Annotated in this window: 23 protein-coding genes; 11 read left to right on the forward strand and 12 right to left on the reverse strand. The window is 67.3% G+C overall.

What is annotated here, in order from left to right; genetic code table 11:
• Positions 1–193: 193 nt before the first annotated feature.
• Positions 194–424 (forward strand): hypothetical protein, encoded by a 231-nt coding sequence (locus ACFZDJ_RS51400; RefSeq protein WP_261691452.1) that lies wholly within the window; start codon positions 194–196, stop codon positions 422–424.
• On the forward strand, positions 421–645 hold the full coding sequence (locus ACFZDJ_RS51405) for a winged helix DNA-binding protein (protein WP_390942228.1): 225 nt from the start codon (positions 421–423) through the stop codon (positions 643–645). Before ACFZDJ_RS51400 ends, ACFZDJ_RS51405 begins: the two co-directional genes overlap by 4 nt.
• A 35-nt stretch (positions 646–680) precedes the next feature.
• Here ACFZDJ_RS51405 and ACFZDJ_RS51410 read toward each other — a convergent pair whose 3' ends face one another.
• The 4 genes from ACFZDJ_RS51410 to ACFZDJ_RS51425 form a co-directional block, all read right to left on the reverse strand.
• Positions 681–857, reverse strand: coding sequence for a hypothetical protein (locus ACFZDJ_RS51410; RefSeq protein WP_391069929.1), 177 nt, complete (start codon positions 855–857; stop codon positions 681–683).
• Positions 858–875: 18 nt separating this feature from the next.
• The gene (locus ACFZDJ_RS51415) at positions 876–1,025 is read right to left on the reverse strand and encodes a hypothetical protein (protein WP_391069930.1); all 150 of its coding nucleotides are present in this window, start codon (positions 1,023–1,025) and stop codon (positions 876–878) included.
• 150 nt (positions 1,026–1,175) lie between these two features.
• The gene (locus ACFZDJ_RS51420; protein WP_391069931.1) at positions 1,176–1,616 is read right to left on the reverse strand and encodes a hypothetical protein; all 441 of its coding nucleotides are present in this window, start codon (positions 1,614–1,616) and stop codon (positions 1,176–1,178) included.
• Between the two features lie 443 nt (positions 1,617–2,059).
• The gene (locus ACFZDJ_RS51425; protein ID WP_391069933.1) at positions 2,060–3,343 is read right to left on the reverse strand and encodes a HEAT repeat domain-containing protein; all 1,284 of its coding nucleotides are present in this window, start codon (positions 3,341–3,343) and stop codon (positions 2,060–2,062) included.
• 306 nt (positions 3,344–3,649) lie between these two features.
• Between ACFZDJ_RS51425 and ACFZDJ_RS51430 the strand changes: the two genes are divergently transcribed.
• Positions 3,650–4,933 (forward strand): IS701 family transposase, encoded by a 1,284-nt coding sequence (locus ACFZDJ_RS51430; protein WP_391069935.1) that lies wholly within the window; start codon positions 3,650–3,652, stop codon positions 4,931–4,933.
• Positions 4,934–4,990: 57 nt separating this feature from the next.
• The gene (locus tag ACFZDJ_RS51435) at positions 4,991–5,539 is read left to right on the forward strand and encodes a putative immunity protein (protein WP_360271865.1); all 549 of its coding nucleotides are present in this window, start codon (positions 4,991–4,993) and stop codon (positions 5,537–5,539) included.
• Between the two features lie 35 nt (positions 5,540–5,574).
• Here ACFZDJ_RS51435 and ACFZDJ_RS51440 read toward each other — a convergent pair whose 3' ends face one another.
• On the reverse strand, positions 5,575–5,760 hold the full coding sequence (locus tag ACFZDJ_RS51440) for a transposase family protein (protein ID WP_391069936.1): 186 nt from the start codon (positions 5,758–5,760) through the stop codon (positions 5,575–5,577).
• An 800-nt stretch (positions 5,761–6,560) separates the two neighbouring features.
• On the opposite strand from ACFZDJ_RS51440, the gene ACFZDJ_RS51445 reads away from it, so the two are divergent.
• The 5 genes from ACFZDJ_RS51445 to ACFZDJ_RS51465 all read left to right on the forward strand — a co-directional run bounded on the left by ACFZDJ_RS51445 (position 6,561) and on the right by ACFZDJ_RS51465 (position 10,495).
• Positions 6,561–7,274, forward strand: coding sequence for a hypothetical protein (locus ACFZDJ_RS51445; protein ID WP_391069938.1), 714 nt, complete (start codon positions 6,561–6,563; stop codon positions 7,272–7,274).
• A gap of 85 nt (positions 7,275–7,359) precedes the next feature.
• Positions 7,360–7,632 (forward strand): hypothetical protein, encoded by a 273-nt coding sequence (locus tag ACFZDJ_RS51450; protein ID WP_391069940.1) that lies wholly within the window; start codon positions 7,360–7,362, stop codon positions 7,630–7,632.
• A 311-nt stretch (positions 7,633–7,943) separates the two neighbouring features.
• Positions 7,944–8,396 (forward strand): hypothetical protein, encoded by a 453-nt coding sequence (locus ACFZDJ_RS51455; RefSeq protein WP_391069942.1) that lies wholly within the window; start codon positions 7,944–7,946, stop codon positions 8,394–8,396.
• Positions 8,393–9,025 carry a transposase family protein gene (locus ACFZDJ_RS51460; protein WP_391069944.1) on the forward strand — a complete coding sequence of 211 codons (633 nt, stop codon included), beginning with the start codon at positions 8,393–8,395 and terminating at the stop codon, positions 9,023–9,025. The genes ACFZDJ_RS51455 and ACFZDJ_RS51460 overlap by 4 nt, the downstream gene beginning before the upstream one ends.
• A 951-nt stretch (positions 9,026–9,976) precedes the next feature.
• Positions 9,977–10,495, forward strand: a complete 519-nt coding sequence (locus ACFZDJ_RS51465; RefSeq protein WP_391069946.1) for an epimerase — start codon at positions 9,977–9,979, stop codon at positions 10,493–10,495.
• Between the two features lie 17 nt (positions 10,496–10,512).
• Here ACFZDJ_RS51465 and ACFZDJ_RS51470 read toward each other — a convergent pair whose 3' ends face one another.
• The 5 genes from ACFZDJ_RS51470 to ACFZDJ_RS51490 form a co-directional block, all read right to left on the reverse strand.
• Positions 10,513–11,280: an ISAs1 family transposase gene (locus ACFZDJ_RS51470; RefSeq protein ID WP_390941653.1), complete on the reverse strand. Its 768-nt coding sequence runs from the start codon at positions 11,278–11,280 to the stop codon at positions 10,513–10,515.
• A gap of 55 nt (positions 11,281–11,335) precedes the next feature.
• Complete coding sequence (locus ACFZDJ_RS51475) at positions 11,336–11,677, reverse strand: transposase family protein (RefSeq protein WP_391069947.1); 342 nt, start codon at positions 11,675–11,677, stop codon at positions 11,336–11,338.
• Between the two features lie 90 nt (positions 11,678–11,767).
• Positions 11,768–12,484, reverse strand: coding sequence for a hypothetical protein (locus ACFZDJ_RS51480; protein ID WP_391069949.1), 717 nt, complete (start codon positions 12,482–12,484; stop codon positions 11,768–11,770).
• A gap of 538 nt (positions 12,485–13,022) precedes the next feature.
• Complete coding sequence (locus ACFZDJ_RS51485; RefSeq protein ID WP_391069951.1) at positions 13,023–13,361, reverse strand: hypothetical protein; 339 nt, start codon at positions 13,359–13,361, stop codon at positions 13,023–13,025.
• A gap of 12 nt (positions 13,362–13,373) precedes the next feature.
• Positions 13,374–13,487: a helix-turn-helix domain-containing protein gene (locus tag ACFZDJ_RS51490; RefSeq protein WP_391070050.1), complete on the reverse strand. Its 114-nt coding sequence runs from the start codon at positions 13,485–13,487 to the stop codon at positions 13,374–13,376.
• Between the two features lie 319 nt (positions 13,488–13,806).
• Between ACFZDJ_RS51490 and ACFZDJ_RS51495 the strand changes: the two genes are divergently transcribed.
• Entirely contained in the window at positions 13,807–15,075 is a 1,269-nt protein-coding gene (locus ACFZDJ_RS51495) for a hypothetical protein (protein ID WP_391069953.1), read from the forward strand.
• 61 nt (positions 15,076–15,136) lie between these two features.
• On the opposite strand, the gene ACFZDJ_RS51500 is transcribed toward ACFZDJ_RS51495, so the two are convergent.
• Together ACFZDJ_RS51500 and ACFZDJ_RS51505 are read right to left on the reverse strand one after the other, a co-directional pair.
• Entirely contained in the window at positions 15,137–15,301 is a 165-nt protein-coding gene (locus ACFZDJ_RS51500) for a hypothetical protein (protein WP_391069955.1), read from the reverse strand.
• On the reverse strand, positions 15,279–15,656 hold the full coding sequence (locus tag ACFZDJ_RS51505) for a hypothetical protein (RefSeq protein ID WP_391069957.1): 378 nt from the start codon (positions 15,654–15,656) through the stop codon (positions 15,279–15,281). Before ACFZDJ_RS51505 ends, ACFZDJ_RS51500 begins: the two co-directional genes overlap by 23 nt.
• Before the next feature lie 164 nt (positions 15,657–15,820).
• On the opposite strand from ACFZDJ_RS51505, the gene ACFZDJ_RS51510 reads away from it, so the two are divergent.
• Positions 15,821–16,441 (forward strand): HEAT repeat domain-containing protein, encoded by a 621-nt coding sequence (locus tag ACFZDJ_RS51510; RefSeq protein WP_391069959.1) that lies wholly within the window; start codon positions 15,821–15,823, stop codon positions 16,439–16,441.
• The last annotated feature ends 42 nt before the right edge of the window (positions 16,442–16,483 follow it).

The following is a 16,483-nucleotide window of genomic DNA, read 5'->3' on the forward strand; positions in this document are numbered from 1 at the left end:
GAACGTCCTCTGGGCCCTTCTGCGCGACGGACGGTGCTACGAACTCACGCCGCCCACCGTCCTCGCGGCTTGACAGACCGCATTAGGAATCGATGGCACGCGCTCAAGATCCGATGGCTCAGGACACGGGCGCCGGAGGCGGGCCAGCGCATCGACTTGGCCAGAAAATCGAACACGTGGCCCAATTATGGGCATGGAGCACGCACCCTTCCCCCCTGACCTGATCGAGCTTCAGGCGGAGTGGCAGCTCACGTATGCGGTGCTGGCCGTGCCGCACCCGGTGCACACCACCGCGCTGCGCCGCCGCCTGCAGACCCTGTCCGGCCGGCTGCTGTTTCACCCGTACTGGTCCGGCCCGGGACGGACGCCGGCGGCGCGCGTGGAGCTGCGCCGCCAGGCCCGCGCCGTGGGGTGGCGACCGTGAACCGGCGCCCGGAGCACCTCACGGCACGGGAGGAGCAGATCCTGCGGTGCATACGGCGCTGGATCGAGGAACGCGGTGAGGGCCCGTCGGTCCGGCAGCTTGCCGACGACATCGGGCTCAGCAGCACGGCGTCGGTCGCCTACCACCTCGGCAATCTTGAAGAGCGCGGCGTCCTGGTGCGTGACGGGCGAGGCTGGCGCACCTGCCGCCTGGTGCGGTGACCGCGCGCTCACGGACGGAGCCGCTGGCCCGCGGCTCAGGGAGCGGGGGGCAGGTTGTCGGCCGTGAGGTCGCCTCGGACGCGTAGCACGCGGGGGCGGTGCCGGAACCGCCCGAACTCGCGGGGGCCGGTCTGGTCGGCCTCGATCTCCACGACCACGTCGGGGATCACGGGCCGGTAGTGCACCGGACCCGCGCCGGGCAGCCCGCCCACGGTTCCGGGCAGCTCTGCCTACGTGTCCCCGGCCGGCCGCAGCAGCGGGAGCAGCTCGTGGCGTACCGCCTGGCCGAGGGGGAGGCTCACTCCCACGGCCCGCATCTGGCCTCCGCGGTGCGGCAGGCCGAGGATGAGGCACTGCGTTGCGGGAGTACGGCCGCTCACCCCGAGGACCGCGGAGAGATGGGGCGTCCTGGTAGGTGCCCCTGCACGCCACACGGGCGCCCTCGCCAAACGCGGTCGCTGCAGTCAGCGATGGACTTCAACAGGCCGCTGCGGACGATGCGGTGCACGGTGCGCATCCGGCGTGCACTACTACCGGTCGGTGGTCACGTCACGGAAGGCGCAGGCAAGGAGCTCGGCGATGGCCGCCTCGTTGGTTGCCGGGTGCCGCGCCTGCCACTCGATCAGCGTCTCCCGGACGGTCTGCGCAACAGCGCGGGCGTACTGCGCAAGGTCATCGTCCAGTGGCGCCACTCCCCCGTCCTGGGTACGGCCGGTGATGACGACGGGCCCGTGCAGCGGGTACAGAGCCATACCCCGCCAGGCGCTCGCCAGGGCCCAGGCGGCGAGATTCTGCTGGAGTCCGATCGACTGTCCGCTGCCGTGGATCTGCAGGAGAGCACGCCGGTGATACACGGCCTGGTCGGCGGCGCCCGTGGATCCGAGGTGTTCCCGGATCGCCCGCCGCGCATCCAGGTCGGGCAGCGTTAGCCCGGTGACGGTCGTGTCGGAAGCAATGCGGAGTGCCTGCATGCGGGCCGCTCCTTGCTGACAGCAATGGGTGTTGCGCAGTGAGCCTCCGCCAACTCGAATTCGCTGGTCAAAGGGCTGGTATGACCGGATGTCGGCGTACTCGCGCTGGTCGTGGGCGGCTGTCTCAGGAGTAGATCGTCTGTCAGCGGTCGGCTGCTCGTCTTCCGTTCGCTGTGGCCGGGCGGCATCCGGTCAGCTTGGGAGCCAGTCGGCATATGAAGCCCGGAGCCGTCCCTACCGACTAGTACTCCAGTGCGACTTCGTGGTTTTGCGCTGGGCCGGATATGACCGGGTGCGTCGATATCGGGTCCGCAGATAAGTTGGTGGGCGGGTCAACTTCACGACCATGCGGTCGGCCGCATCGCGTATCGAGTCGCTGGGGCGGACTCGTCTCCGAGGGTGACCGCTGCGGGCAAGCGGTGAGACGTAGGGGCGAGTATTCGCTACTCGGCCCTGGCTGGCGCGTCCTGTTCCCTCTGGCGCTGCTCGTACCGTGCGGGCGCGCCAAGGATCCAGGACCAGGCCTCGTACTCGTCGACGGGCCCCACCCGGCCGGCGCCGTCGACGCAGCGCGGATCGTCCCGCTCGGCCAGCCCATGGACGGCCCAGATGCGGGTCTGCTGGTCATCGTCGTCGAGCAGGCTGGCCAGCATGTCCCCGACGGCGGGTTCCGGATTCAGGCTGTGCGCGAGCCGGTAGGCGGCGACCTTGCGGACGGAGGCGTCGGTGTCCTGAGCCAGTGCGAGGAGGGCGTTCAGTCCCTCGGAGGTGAACGTCTGCCGCTCGGACCTTTCCGAGTCGACGATTCTCAGGGTCGAGACAACCCCCGCACGTACCTGCGGGGCGGAGTGGGCGAGGAAGGAAAGCCCCAGTGGTTCGATCCTCGGATCTTCATGCTGGCCAAGGCCGGACAGGGTCTCGGCCAGGACGTGCGGGTGTTCCTCCTCCGCCGCCCAGCCGAGGAGGAACTCGAGCGTGCGCTGTTCGAACGGGCTCGGGGCGTCCGACATGGGATCCCCGAGGTTGAGGGAGATCAGGACCTCCGCGCCGAAGCGGCGGTGCAGGGGATCAGGGTGAGCCCGCAGTGCCGCCGCAGCCTCCCAGGTCTCATTGTCCTGCCTCTGGGCAAGGGTTCTGGTGATCTCCCACCAGGCGGCGTGCTCCCAGTCGGGGTACTCAAGTGCGCACGCGCGGGCGGCCAACTCGTCCATGCCCGGGTGAAGTCCGAAGTGCTTCTCGAGGAGGGTGAGGATCCCTGTGTGGCCGTCGCGGACGGTCATTCCGCCGAGCCGGATCTCGTGGTACTCGGTGAACCATTCCGTGTCCCGGATCCGGACCCGCTCGACCGAGTCCGAGGCGCTGGTTCGCTCCCGCAGCATGGCGACCGGGCCCATCTCATGCCACTGCCGTGCGCGTGCCAGCAGTTCCACGCGGGTGGCCTCACTGAGTTGGGCCGCTTCACCGAGCAGGCAGTGGGCGAGGCCGATGGAGCCGCTGTCGACGGCCCGCAGTCGGGGTGTGGTCCCGTCGGACAGTTGGCGGTCCGGATCCGCGCCGCCTTCCACCAGGTAGCTGGCGATCGTCGAGTTGAATGCTGAGATGGCCAGGCAGAGTGCGGGGCTGCCCTGCTCGTCGACGGCGTCGGGATCCGCCCCGTCCTCAAGCAGCACTCTGACCGCGTCCTCGTCCCCGCTCCGCACCGCCGTAATGAGTGGGTCCTCGCCCATGCCCCGCCCCCCTGTTGCACTCGATGACCGGCCCTACAAGCAGCCGCAGGCCGGGAGAAACGTCGTCGGCCAAGTCCGTCACGCCGTCCCCGGGGCCGAGCCACGGGCTGAACATCCAGGCGTCGGGCCGCTGACGCTCGGCGGTCGATCCCGAGCCTCGTCCTGTGCGGAACCCACCGGCTAAAGCAGCCTGTCACACCCGCTAGACCTGGAGCGGCCACCGCGTGATCATCAAGGGCTGTGTGGAATCCTGAAGATCGTGTTGTGACCGCGGACAGCAGCATAGACGCCGCCTGTTGGCTTTCAATGTTCGATCAGGCCATGGCCCGGATCGCGGGCCGGTTCAAGCGGGTGGAGCCGCGGGCGACTGCCCGCGCCTTTGTGCTCGCCCTGCTGTCCGGCGTCGAGCGGAAGAACTGCTGGCGGCCGGCCGAGCAGGCCGGCCATGCCCGCCCCGGGCCGATGCAGCGGCTGCTGCGAAGCACCCGCTGGGACGCCGACGCTGTCCGCGATGACGTCCGGGCCTACGTCATCGAGCACCTCGGTGCCGACGGCGGGGTCCTGATCGTGGACGAGACCGGCTTCCTGAAGAAAGGCACCGCTTCGGCTGGCGTGCAGCGCCAGTACACCGGCACCGCCGGCCGGATCGAGAACAGTCAGGTCGGCGTCTTCCTCGCCTACGCCTCCAGCAGAGGACGCGCGTTGATTGACCGCCGGCTCTACCTGCCCGAAGCCTCGTGGTGCCAGGACGCCGAGCGCCGAACCCGCGCCGGCGTGCCCGACCAAGCGGAGTTCGCTACCAAGCCCACGCTGGCCGGGCAGATGATCGCCGCAGCACTGGACGCCGGGACCAGCGCCACCTGGGCGACCGGCGACGAGGCATACGGCCAAGACCCCGGCCTACGCGCCCTGCTGGAGTCCCGTGAGATCGGCTATGTCCTGGCCGTCGCCTGCAGTACCCGGGTACGGATCAACCAGGGCCGCACCGCCGCCCGCGCGGATGCCATGGCCAACCGCCCGCCCACCTCGGCCTGGCACCGGCAGAGCGCCGGATCCGGAGCAAAGGGGCCGCGCTACTACGACTGGGCCTGGATCGAGATCGGCGCCGACGGCCACCGACACCTGCTGATCCGCCGCAACCCGAACAGCGGCGAACTCGCCTTCTACCTGTGCTGGGCCCCGAAGCCAGTGCCGCTGTCCGAGCTAATTCGGGTGGCCGGAGCCAGGTGGTGCATCGAGGAATGCTTCCAGGCCGCGAAAGGCCAAGTGGGACTGGATCACTACCAGGTCCGCCATTGGACCGCCTGGCACCGGCACATCACCCTGGCCATGCTCGCGCTGGCGTTCCTGGCGGTCCTCGCTGCCGACGCGACGCCGTCAAGGACCGCACAGCCGAACCGCCCCGCTCGCAGCACTGCCCCGATCGACCTGACCGTCCCCGAGATCCGCCTCCTGCTCGGCGCCTTGCTGGACCCGCCGAGCACCTCCCCGCGCAGGCTGCTCCACTGGTCAAACTGGCGTAGGCGCCACCAGGCCACGGCCCGCCGCAGCCACTACCAGCGACGACTCGCCAGCACTTCAACCGGATAGATCACGAAGTCACACTGGAGTGCTAGCGGTCCGGCGCAATCGTGGAAGATAGAACCCATGACAGGGGACGCGAGCGAGATCGTTCTGAGCAAGCAGGACCTTCGTGAGATCGCCGCGTTCGCTGCGGCCTGTGCTGAGGCGGCGCTTGAGGTATTCGAGGCCGATCAGCCGGACGACTCGCGGCCTCGAGACGCGATCAGTGCCGCGTGGGAGTTCGCCCGGGGCGGCGAACGCGGGAAGTCTCTGCGCGACACGGCATCGGCGGCCCTCAAAGCGGCCAAGGGCGCGGATACTGCGGCTGCCCGAGAGGCAGCGTGGGCTGCGATGTCTGCGGCAGGCGCCGCCTACCTGCATCCGTTGGCCAAGGCCACCCAGGTCAAGCACATTCTCGGAGCTGGCGCTTACGCGGCCAGAGCGGCCGAACTCGTCGACGGCGACGATCGGAGCGTTGGTGCCGAAAGTATCGAGCAGACGGTGCATCGTGCGACACCAGTCGTCATTGACGTGCTCAAACGCTTCCCGGCGGCGCCGAGTGGCGGCGGACGGGTTGGTGAGTTGATCCGCATGCTGGACGCTGACCTTCGTTCAATCACCGTCGCTGAGTGACTTTCAGCGTCCGGGCGGAGCGGGCCTCACATCCGTCAGCGGTTGACTTCGAGGTTCGTCAGGACAAGCAGGGCGCGCAGGAGGCGGGTGGCGTGGGCGGGGTCGGTGCGGGGCTTGGTGAGGGTCCGCCAGTTCTTGAGGTGGGCGAAGCCGTGTTCGACTGGCGCGCGTCCGACGGCGAGGACGCGGTTGGCGTCCTTCTGGCCTGGGGTGAGTTGCACCGGGGTGCCGTCGGTCGTGGCGCTGCCTTTGGCGTCCAGAGACCGCTCATCGTGGCCGTGGGGCGCGACGGCTCGGAACTCTCCAGGATCGGCCCTTGTTAACCGATGGTGCTCCCCCACCGTCCCCCGCCTCCAAGACTCCGCCCTGCCGCCGAGCCCGTTCCCAGCCGCACACCACGCAAGACGGCACCATCCCCCGCAACGGCGCCTCTAAACCCATACCTCCCGGCAGAACACACCGCTCACGCAAACCAACTGTTGCATCAACTCTCACCGACCGACACGAGCAGTGCGGCTATGTTCACAAGCCCTCCAAGCATCCGCGCACTCCGAACGACGCATCTGAGACTGCCCAGCTCCTAGAGCGGAGATACGCGTCTCAGCCACCATCATGGGGACTGGCGGGCGAGCTGAAGGAGGACAAGGGCGCACCCTGAGCCTCCGCTCACTTGAAGTCGCAGGTCAAAGGGCTGGTGTGACCGGTACTCAGGGTGCTCACGCTGGTCGTGGGCGGGAGTCTCTGGAGTAGATCGCCTGTCAGCGGTTGACTTCGAGGTCCGCCGTTCTCCGCCATCGGCGCGCAGCCGAGCATGTATCGTCGGGCGGCAACTGGGCCCCGGCTGCTTTCCTCAGACGCTGTTGCCAATTCGGGGTCTGCTTCGCCCCGCTGATCATTGGTCGAGTGGGGGCGCAGGCAGTGCCCGGTACTGAACCGTCCGGACGCCGTGGAGCGGACGGTCGAGGCGTTCACCAACGGCCCGAATAAGTCGACGCCCGAGCAGGCGTAGGAGCTGAACGAGGTGATCCGCACGTGCATCCGTGATCACGAAACCGCACAGGCAGCCCCTGTCAGCTTCTCGGCCGGCGGGGGCTTCGTCGTTTTCTACCGGCCCGCTGCCAGTGGACGGGAGGGAACGGCCAATTCCACGACTGAGAACCGGACAAACAGCGGAAAGTTCGCGCCACGGATCTGGTGTGGCGCCTGTGAACCCATGAGGGTGGTCGGTGGCGCAACACGCGTTCGATTTTTCTTAGGGGGAAAAGTGAAAGCACGTTTTGTCGTCCCGCTTCTCGCGGCGGGGGCCCTGCTGGTGCCGGCTGCCACGGCGTCGGCTGCGGCAGCTCCGAGCGGCAGCACGGGAAGGGCCGTCGCGAGGACTGCTGCCTTTCCCGTGTGGTGCACGTTCCAGGGTGAGAAACCGTTCCAGGTCACCCATGGCGGCCCGCTGTACGCCCAGGGCCATTACACGGGTTGCTCAACTCCGGCACCCGACCAGTGCCGGGTCCAGGTCGATCTTCAGGAGTACGTGCGCGACGGGTACTGGCGCGCGGTGAAGCACAAGGACAGCGGGTGGACGAAGTGCAGCGGGCGCTACACCACTCCAGGGCTCACGTGCGTGCATGATGGAGAAAGGGAGACGTACAACACTCAGGTGACCTTGCAGGTCGAGTACCACGGACGCTTCAGCGAACCCGGAATCGCAGACACGGGCAACACCGTGATCGACTGCTGAAGTCCGTTCACCCGTAACGGCCTGCCGGATTGATTCGGTAGGCCGTTTTCGGCTTCGGTCGCACAGATGAAAGTGAGACAGCAGCATGCACGTTCATTTTGAAGCAGTAGACCCAGAGAAAATGATCAGGTTCTGGGGCGGCATCCCGGGTTGGGGTGGGTACAGCGTCGGCGAAGCGGAATCTCCGGCTGTGCTACCGGTCGTCACCGTCCTTGTCGGAACGATCGCCGAACAGGTTCAGACGCTGATCGCCAAGGGCGCCTCTCTCGTGGAACCTCACGATTGCATGCACGCCCTGATGACGGATCCGGAAGGCAACAGGTTTGTGGTGGTGCTCGACCCCGACCACGAAGCATGACGTTCTCCAGCGTGGATGCGGCCCGGCGTACGGCACTCGCCCTTCAAGGGCGCCGGGTGGACGATCCGGTGTGGGGCGCCTTCACCGTCGCTCCGACGTCGAGGCCGACGGAACCTGCTGGCCAATCCAGGTCGCTTTCTCGGCGGCAGGATGGCGCTGGGAGACGGCCTGCACCGCCACGTGAATCAACGACGACGCGAGGGCGCCGACAGCCAGCGCGGGTGGAAGACGTGCGGGAGGCCGCCGAGTAGGAGCGGGCAGCTCTGCGGTTCCTGCTCGCTGAGGCCGGGTGGTCTTCTACGATCCAGTGCATGGATCCCGAGCTGCTGGAACGGATCACCGCCCGGCGTGCGGAACTGGACGAACTCGAAGAACAGCTGGCCAAGCAGCTGGCGGAGGTGCGGGCCGAGCGGGACGAACTTGCCGTCGCGGAGCGGGTCCTGGAGCGGGTGAGCGAACAACTCGCCGACGAGCGCGCCTCAGCCGCGCCGATGCCCGGGCAGGTGGGTGGGCGGTCGGTGAAGCTGATTCCGCACCGCGAGCCGGACGTGGAGGAGACCATGCTCCCGGCGGACTACCAGCGCATCCTCGCCGCTGTGCGGCAGGCTGCCAAACCCGTCATGGCCCGGCATGTCGGCGAGATGCTGGGAGTCGACGTCAGCGTGCGGGCCAAGCTGGAACCGCTGCGCGGGAGACTGGTCAGACTCGTTGATCGCGGCTGGCTGCGCAAACTGCCCGACGGCCGATTCACCACCCGCCTGTGACCGGGGATGCTGTCGCCCGGAGCAGTCCGGCGCGAGCGCGCCGCTGGCGCGACGAGCTGATCGCCCTGCTCGCAGCCCAGGCACCGTGCCTGGACCGCGCCTTGAAGAGGGTCGCTAGGACAGGCGGGGAGGTGGTCCTGATCGACGGCACCCTCATCCCCACCCAACGTCGCACCGGCAAGGCCAACCGGCGGAACTACTCCGGCAAACACCACCATCACGGCCTGCACTTCCTCGTCTTGACCGACGAACGCGGCCGCCTGATCTGGATATCCGCCGCCCGGCCCGGCCGCACCCACGACATCACCGCCGCCCGCCACGACCACATCCTGGCCCACCTGCGCGCCGCCGGCCTCGGCGCCCTCGCGGACCTCGGCTTCCGCGGCCTGGACAACGACGTACTCGACCCCGTGATCGTCACCGACTTCCACACCAGCCCCACCCACAAACTCACCCCAGGCCAGAAGGACGCCAACCGCGTCCTCGCCGTCGGACGCGCGCCAGTCGAACACGGCTTCGCCCACCTCAAGAACTGGCGGACCCTCACCAAGCTCCGCACCGACCCCGCCCGCGCCACCCGCCTCCTGCGAGCCTTGCTCGTTCTGACGAACCTCGAAGTCAACCGCTGACAGACGATCTACTCCACAGGCTCCCGCCCACGACCAGCGTGAGCACCCTGAGTACCGGTCACACCAGCCCTTTGACCTGCGACTTCAAGTTGGCGGAGGCTCCCTGAAGTGCATGCCTGCACGGTAGCCGCGATGCGCTGGCGCAGGTACATGGCCTCTTCCCCCTTGCGGTGCCGCCCCGCGAACCGGCCGAGTCCTTTGAAGTCGCCGGAGACAGCCCGGCCGCGCTGCCGAGGAAGTGCTACAGCGCCGGGACGAAGTCGCCGGACGACGGACGACGTGCAGGTAGAGCAGTGGCAGCACCTCGGAGTCTTTCGCCCGTCGTCCCACACTGTTGCCCGTCTTGCCGACGCCGCCGCAAATTTAGACCGTCGGCCCTGATCAGCCTTGGGCAGCGGTCCCGCCGTTCTCACGGGCCGACCTGTCCTTTGCTTCGTGTGGAGGGCAGGATCGACCCATGGGGATTCTGATCGTCGGTGGAACGTGATTCCTGGGCAAGGTCATTGCGGAAAACGCGCTGTCGAGGGGGTGGACGGTCACCACGTTCAACCGCGGCCGGTCAGGTCCCGACGCGCCGGGCGTGGAGGCCGTGCACGGTGACCGTACAGTTATCGATGACCTGCGGACCCTAGCCCAGCGCGGCCCTTGGGACGCGGTGATCGACACTTCCAGTTCAGAACTTGCACCGCGCGACGTGCTTTCAGCTGCAACGAGCCTGCGGAAGCGCGCAAGACGCTGGGTGCACATCTCCACCGTATCCGTCTACGAAGGGTGGCCGCACCAGCCCCTGGCGGAGGAATCGCCGTTGCTGGACTGCCCTGCGGACGCCGATGAATCCTTCGGATACACAGGAGAAGACGGCAGCCCACTCAGTACGGCTTCCAGAAGGCCGGCGGAGAACGTGCTGTCGTGGAGGCCTTCGGCGATTGTGCAGTGTTCCTACGTCCCGGTGTGATCCTCGGCCCTGGCGAATACGTCGGCCGCCTTCCCTGGTGGCTGGAGCGGGCGAAGCGCGGCGGCCGCCTCCTTGCCCCGGCCCCGCCCGAGCAGCGCATTCAGCCCGTCGACGTCCGTGACGTCGCTCAATTCGCCCTGGACCAGGCCGCGAGCACAGCCACTGGCGGGTACAACGTCACCCACCCCGACGGCGTCACCTTCGCGGACTTCCTTAGTGGGTGCCTGACCGTCACTGGCGGCATGGGGAAACCGGTTTGGGCCGAACCACATGTTCTGACGGACCACGGGGTGGCGCAGTGGACCGAACTTCCGCTCTGGCGCACCCATGCCGGTGTGTGGGCGGTCGACTCAAGCCGCGCTGTGGCTGCGGGGCTGCGCTGCCGTCCGATCTTCGAGACGATCCGCGACACGTGGCGGTGGTGGGCGGCGGATGGGCGTCCCGTGGACCACCCGCGGTGGGCGGAGCACGGGATCGCCCCGGAGAAAGAGGCGAAGATCCTCGCCTCGCTTTGATCAGGGCTGATGCGTTCTCAGGTTTCGAGATCGAGCAGTTGGAGTGCGTGGTCGGATCGTGACCGGTAGTGGTCGGTGGCGGCGGTGATGTTCGTCCAGCCGGCCTGGCGGATGAGCCCGATAGCGAGGTTGCGAAGGGTCGCCATTGCTCGGGGTGCGGTGCCGGTGCGGATGCGGGAGGCGTCCTCGGCGAAGGTCACGTCTCTCACGTGGTGCAGGGCCTCGACCTGCCAATGCCCGCGGATCAGTTGTGCGAGTTGGGCCGGGGTGGCCTGGGCGGGGGTGAGGCTGGTGATCGCGTAGATCGTCTTGACGGTCTTACGGTTCGTGCGGCGGCGCTTGATCTCGATGGCCTGGACGGCGTGCGGGAAGAGCAGGCCGGGCTGGACAGTGCAGACCTTCAGACGGCGGATCTCGCGGCGGCCGTGACTCTTGTCCCGGGTGCGGTGCAGGAGCGGAATCTCGCGCCAGGGCAGTCGCCGCAGCTGTCGGCGGAGCTTCTTCTGATTCCGTTTCACGACCAGGATGTAGTGGGCGCCCTGGGCGGCCATCTGCTCGGCGTGATCGGTCAGCGTGTGCATCGCGTCGGCGGTGACGACGTGCCCGCGCAGGTCGAGCCGTTCCAGCAGCGGGGCGAAGGCGGGGATCTCATTGCTCTTCGCGGCGATCTGCCGCTGTGAGATCACCGTCTGGTTCTCATGCAGGACGGCGGCGAGCAGGTGGATGGCGCTCTTGCCGACGTCGCGGCTGCCGCGCACGGCTTTGCCGTCGATGGCCACTCCCACCAGCTCGGGCGGATCGGTTTCGACGGGTCACGGGAGTGCCGGGCAAGCCAGGCGCTCACGGCGTCATCAAGGGCGTCGCCGTCAATGCGGGACAGAAGGCGGCCCAGGGTGGTGGCGCGCGGAGGACGGTCCAGCCCGATCCGTTTGCGCACTTCGGGGGTGGAGCGATGGCGAACCGTGCGATTCCGGCCAGCGTGGTGGCCCCGCCGAGGACCGCGAGCAGGCACAGGGCAAGCAAAGAGCCCAGCCGGTAGCGGCGGCCTCTTACGCGCCGCGGATCGGGAAGCCGGTCCAGGACCGTCGACAACGAGGTCAGGTCGGGCAGTTCGGCGGGTGGGCAGGACAAGTCGACGTCCTCGCGGTGGCGTTGCAGGACACCGGTCAGGGAGGATGACATGCGAACGCGACCCCTGTTCGTGATCAAAGGTTTCGACACCTTTGATCATCGGGGGCCGCGTTCGTCGCCTCCAGTTGGCGCTCTCGGGTTTCAGGGGGTGAGGTGTTTGGCGATCCTCAGGAGTTCGGCTTCGTGCAGGTCCTGATCCGTGGTGCTCACGATGAATGTGTAGGTCCCGTTCGTCCATGTCACGGTGTTATTGGAGTCCGGGGTGAGCCGACCGGCCCACCCGTGGATGGACTCCGGAGTGCCTGCGGCACTCACTGTGAGCCGTCCGGCGATTTGCGTGATGCTCAAAGACGCCTGCTCCGAAGCGCGGTGGTAGAAACGGGTCCAGGCGGGGCCTGAGTTCCGGACCCGCATGAAGGGTGACAGCTGGGCATGCTGGACGGGGTCGCTCCATTGCACGTCAGTTGTCGGCGAATAGCCTGGCGGGAGATATCGCGGGTTGGCCAGCCGCTTCTGGTCGAAGGGGGCAATGGTCCAGCCGTTACCGGGGTCTACCAGCCGTCGTGTTCCCAGCGGTGACTGCAGCTTCGTGGTGATCTGCTCGTCGATCCTGTTGCACTGAGGCCGGAGATCGATATCGCTTTCCTTCAGTACCAAGGTGACGGAATCGCGGGATTCGCTCGCCACCAGGAGGGGCGGGTCCTGCTGGCATGGGGCCCGGCTGTTCAGGGTGGTGATGGTGCGGCCGTCACCGCTCAACAGCACCTCACCCAAGAGACCCTCCCCATGCCTGCGGTCCTTCATGATCGATGCAGTGACGGCAATGGCGAGAGCAGCCCCTACGGCAACGGCCAACATGATGCGTAGGGTCCGCTGGTGCCTTTTCGGGTTCACGGTCCTGCTCCAAGGTGGGTGAGCCAGCTCCCTGGCTTCATTCGATGGGTCGTGCAGCCCTCGGGGCGACACCCCCCGCTTCGCATCACAGGGTTCAACAGCTCGTCCAAGTCGAGGTAGAGGAGGGGACGGCTCACCAAGGTGCTCCCCCTCTCACCAGGCCGTGGGGGTTGCGATGAGCGTAGCTTGGCTCACCGCCACGGGACCCTCTGTCTCTCACGTGACCCAGACTGGCATCCACGCGTGACATCAATGACGGCGCTTGGAGGCGGATCGCAGTGACCGTCCACAGACTGAGGAAGGCGAGGATTCGCCCCGAAGTCCAAGACCCCCCCGGCCCACGAGGGGCGGGTCGTATTGTGCGCTCCGCCGCATCACTTGGGGGCCATCGCTGGGCCGTCCCAGGCGTACCAAGGCCGACAGAGACCGGCGGTCCCGCTCTTGCCCGACCTGATGCCCTGTCCGAGTCGAGCGGTAGGGTCCTGCGCGCGCAGGGCTGCCATCACCCAGCCGGGGGTTCTACGGCATCGACCTGAATCCGGTCACCGAATGTCGCGCCCAGCTCGCGCTTGGCCTGCTCCAGGTCGCCGTTAACACCGACCTCCACGACCCCACGGGTGAATCCGAGCTCATCCCCTCCGCGGCCGACCCTGACGATGCGGTAACCGGTGGTGTTTCCCACAAGCGGCACCAGGCGGTCGTGCGTCGCCCGCATCTCCTTCCTGGACCGCGGTGCGTCCTGGAGATCGACGTGCACCCCCAGTCCGAGCCCGGCGAGGGCAGCATCGAAGCGCGAGTCCGGTCTGCGGTAGACGATGAGGCGGTCGCCGGCAGTGTCCACCTGCACTCCCGTCTAGGTGTCCGGAAAGGAGACACTCAGTTGTTCGATCGAGTCCGCGGCCCGATCGGTCGAAGGCGATCGGCCCAGTCGCCTGGCCAACTGCCGGGCGGATTCCCCGGCGGCGATGCCGCGGGACTTCGCGCTCGCTGCCGCTCAGATGGGGCTCTGCTCGCTGCTGCGGGGTGAGGCGGATGCCGCCGCTTTGGTGCAGGAACCGACGGGCGTGCTGCATCGGTGCCCCGAGCGCTCGCCCGATCAAGCTGAACGACTGGCCCTCGCGCCAGCGTCTCCAGATCTCATCCTGCTGAGCTGGCGAAAACCCGTAGTCACGCATCTGTGCCTCCACGATCACATGATCATCTGTGGGTGGTGCGTTGATCACTTGAGGGTGCCATCCTTTTCCGACACCCCGGTCCGTGCCGCCGGTCGTGGGCATGATGGCTGCATGACGATCGCAAGCCACACGGGACTACCCGATCCTGACGCCGCGCGCCGGACGATCAGCGAGACCGTGCCGGAACTCGGACCAGGCATTGCCAAGCAGGCACGCTCCCACGCGGAGGCCGTGCGCCCGTTCCTGGAGCGGAGACGGCTGCGGGGGTCTACGAGGGAGGCGGCAGACCTCATAAGCGACATAGCCACCGGCGGTGGCAACTCCTGGGAGAGCAGGGTGTCGCTCTTACTCCGGGGTTTCATTCCTATTGAGGATGCCTATAAAACGGATCTTGGTGGAATCGGCATGGCACTCATGCCGGTGAAGCAAGCGCTGCAGTGGAAGCCGGACAGGTGGCTTTGGAAGGCATCGGACAGTGAGTTGAGGCCGGTTCTGAGCGAGCTTCACAAGGGTCTCGTTACTCTGGCGGACAGCCTGGCGAGGTCAATTCAACGCCCAGCCCTGCTCCCGGCTCACCATCCGCCCGGATTCGCCCGACTCCGCGATGATGTGGTTGCGGAGACAGTCGCCGAGCAGCTCGCCATGCTGATAGAAGCAGGTGTCAAGCAGTACGACGCGGCCCAGGAAGGCGGCTGGCCCGGCTCATCCCGGGAGGCTGCGCTGAGCTGGCGCTTCGAAGATTCACTTCGCCCGTTCCTCACGACAGAGGTTCAACAGCGATATTGGCAGGCGACCTGGGGGTTCAAGCACGCGGAAGAGTTGGTCGATGCGAAAAGGGGCGTGCACCGTGGCCGCAGCCCGATCTATGAGGAGTATCGGGAGATCGCCGCCGGGATCCATCCGCGGATCCACTCGGCCTATGTTGCGATCGCAGTCAACTACCTTGCGGAGGTGCTGGAACTCATGCCCAAGTATGCGGAGGACTCCGGGCAGGGCAAGCGGCGAGACCCGGTCACCGTCTACGGCAACGTCGGCGCGATCGGTGACGTGCACAACAGCAACGTCTCCGTCGCCGACACGGTCCTCAGCATCGGCACGAGCATCAACACCGTTGCCGACCGTGGAGACACGGACACCGCGGCTGCCATCCGTGCCCTGGCCGAGGCCGTCCAGCAAGACCCAGGGCTCGCCGAGACCCTGCGTGCCCAGCTCCTTGACAACCTCGCCGACGTCGCCGACGCGGCGGTCGCACCCGACGAACCCCGCAGGCTCAGTCGTGCCAGGGCGGCCATGGCCTCGATCACCGCTGCCGCCGGCACATCGACCCAACTCGCTGAGGCTGTCGGCAACTGGCAACACGTCCTGGGCCAACTCTTTTGAGCAGCTGGCCGCAGGAGTCGTCGGCCTGGTCGCGCAGCGCCCAGCTGACGCCTGACGGGGCCTACTGCTGGTACCTACGCACGAGGCGCTCCAGGTCCTCGGCGAAGACCGGGCCGTACCGGTCAGCGGACATCTCGTGAACGCGCTTGGCCAGGATCTCCGCGTCCAGGGTACCGGCGGCGAACTGGCCGAGCACGGACCCGTCAGGGCCGGAGATGGTCAGCACCGCGGCGGCGGGGCTCGGCTCGACGCCCCTTGGAGACCTCGTTGAGGGCGTGCAGGGCGCACGCGAGTGCAAGCGCCGAAGCCGGAGAGCCGTCCTGCGCGAAGGCGGTGGTGTCGGCGGCGCTGACCCAGCGTCCGTACTGTTCAGCGGGCATGGCGGGACTCCGTTGCGGGTTGGTCGGCGGTGCTGGCCGGTGAACGGGGATGGGCACCGTGGGTAGGGCGAAGTCGAGCTGCTTGTCCATCTCCAGCCGGAACGTGCCGTACGGGTTGATGTTCGACCAGAAGAGCGCGGTCAGCCCGCGCCGGTCCTCGTCCGAGAGCAGCAACGACCAGCCGCACCCCACTCCTGACACTTCACGTAACCGGCGCGGCCTGAGCGCAAGACTTTCCGCTCTTCACTCACGCGATCACCGCCCCGGTCGTCACGTGTACGCCGACACGCCCCGTGAGACCGCCGGCGGAACTGTCAGAGGAACCGAATAGGATCCAGCGACGCTCATATCCAGTAGGAGAGACCGTGGCTCTCGATGCCGTCGAGGCGATCCGCCAGCTTCAAGACCGGAGTTCCTCCAAGCGCCGATCGGCCGCGAAGCGACTTCGACAGCTGGGCGACCCATCTGCCGGTCCTGCCCTGCTCGAAGCCCTGAAGAACGAGGTGAGGGATTCGCGGACCTGGGAGACCCAGTATCAGATGACGATGGCGTTGGGTACTTGCGGCTCCCCGTCCGACCTCCCTTACCTGCGGGATCTCGTCCTTCAGCGCAAAACTCTCCATGCAGTTCACACTGCTGGGGGCGACGCCATTGTCCGTCTGAGCTACATGGAGCACTCCCACGCAGAGGCGATCCGCTGGTGCCTGAGTACTAGTAACGAGACGCTTGCGGGCGGAGCGTTGCAGGCCGTGGCCATGCTCCGGCTTGCCCCGGATCAGGAAACCGTCACCTACATCCTCGACTTCATCAAAGATAGGTCCCCGCACGACGGGCTCTACTTCTGGCCCGCTGTTGCCGCGGCCGGCTGGACGGGGCAGCGAGTACAAGACTTCCTCACCTCATGCGTCTCCGGCCCCCGATCCGATGTCGCCGAAGCCGCCACTACCTCCCTTGCAGGGAACTACGGCACCTACCGACCTCTGTAGCTGGCCCCGCACCCCAGGTTCGTCATGAACCCGGGCCTTCCC

It is taken from the genome of Streptomyces sp. NPDC007896 (assembly GCF_042959425.1).
Lineage (GTDB): Bacteria > Actinomycetota > Actinomycetes > Streptomycetales > Streptomycetaceae > Streptomyces.

What these genes read in the sequence shown, in the direction of transcription:
- ACFZDJ_RS51400 (WP_261691452.1), top strand. Translation starts at nt 194, where the DNA reads ATGGAGCACGCACCCTTCCCCCCTGACCTGATCGAGCTTCAGGCGGAG.
- ACFZDJ_RS51420 (WP_391069931.1), bottom strand. Translation starts at nt 1,616, where the DNA reads ATGCAGGCACTCCGCATTGCTTCCGACACGACCGTCACCGGGCTAACG.
- ACFZDJ_RS51425 (WP_391069933.1), bottom strand. Translation starts at nt 3,343, where the DNA reads ATGGGCGAGGACCCACTCATTACGGCGGTGCGGAGCGGGGACGAGGAC.
- ACFZDJ_RS51430 (WP_391069935.1), top strand. Translation starts at nt 3,650, where the DNA reads ATGTTCGATCAGGCCATGGCCCGGATCGCGGGCCGGTTCAAGCGGGTG.
- ACFZDJ_RS51435 (WP_360271865.1), top strand. Translation starts at nt 4,991, where the DNA reads ATGACAGGGGACGCGAGCGAGATCGTTCTGAGCAAGCAGGACCTTCGT.
- ACFZDJ_RS51450 (WP_391069940.1), top strand. Translation starts at nt 7,360, where the DNA reads ATGCACGTTCATTTTGAAGCAGTAGACCCAGAGAAAATGATCAGGTTC.
- ACFZDJ_RS51455 (WP_391069942.1), top strand. Translation starts at nt 7,944, where the DNA reads ATGGATCCCGAGCTGCTGGAACGGATCACCGCCCGGCGTGCGGAACTG.
- ACFZDJ_RS51475 (WP_391069947.1), bottom strand. Translation starts at nt 11,677, where the DNA reads ATGTCATCCTCCCTGACCGGTGTCCTGCAACGCCACCGCGAGGACGTC.
- ACFZDJ_RS51480 (WP_391069949.1), bottom strand. Translation starts at nt 12,484, where the DNA reads ATGTTGGCCGTTGCCGTAGGGGCTGCTCTCGCCATTGCCGTCACTGCA.
- ACFZDJ_RS51495 (WP_391069953.1), top strand. Translation starts at nt 13,807, where the DNA reads ATGACGATCGCAAGCCACACGGGACTACCCGATCCTGACGCCGCGCGC.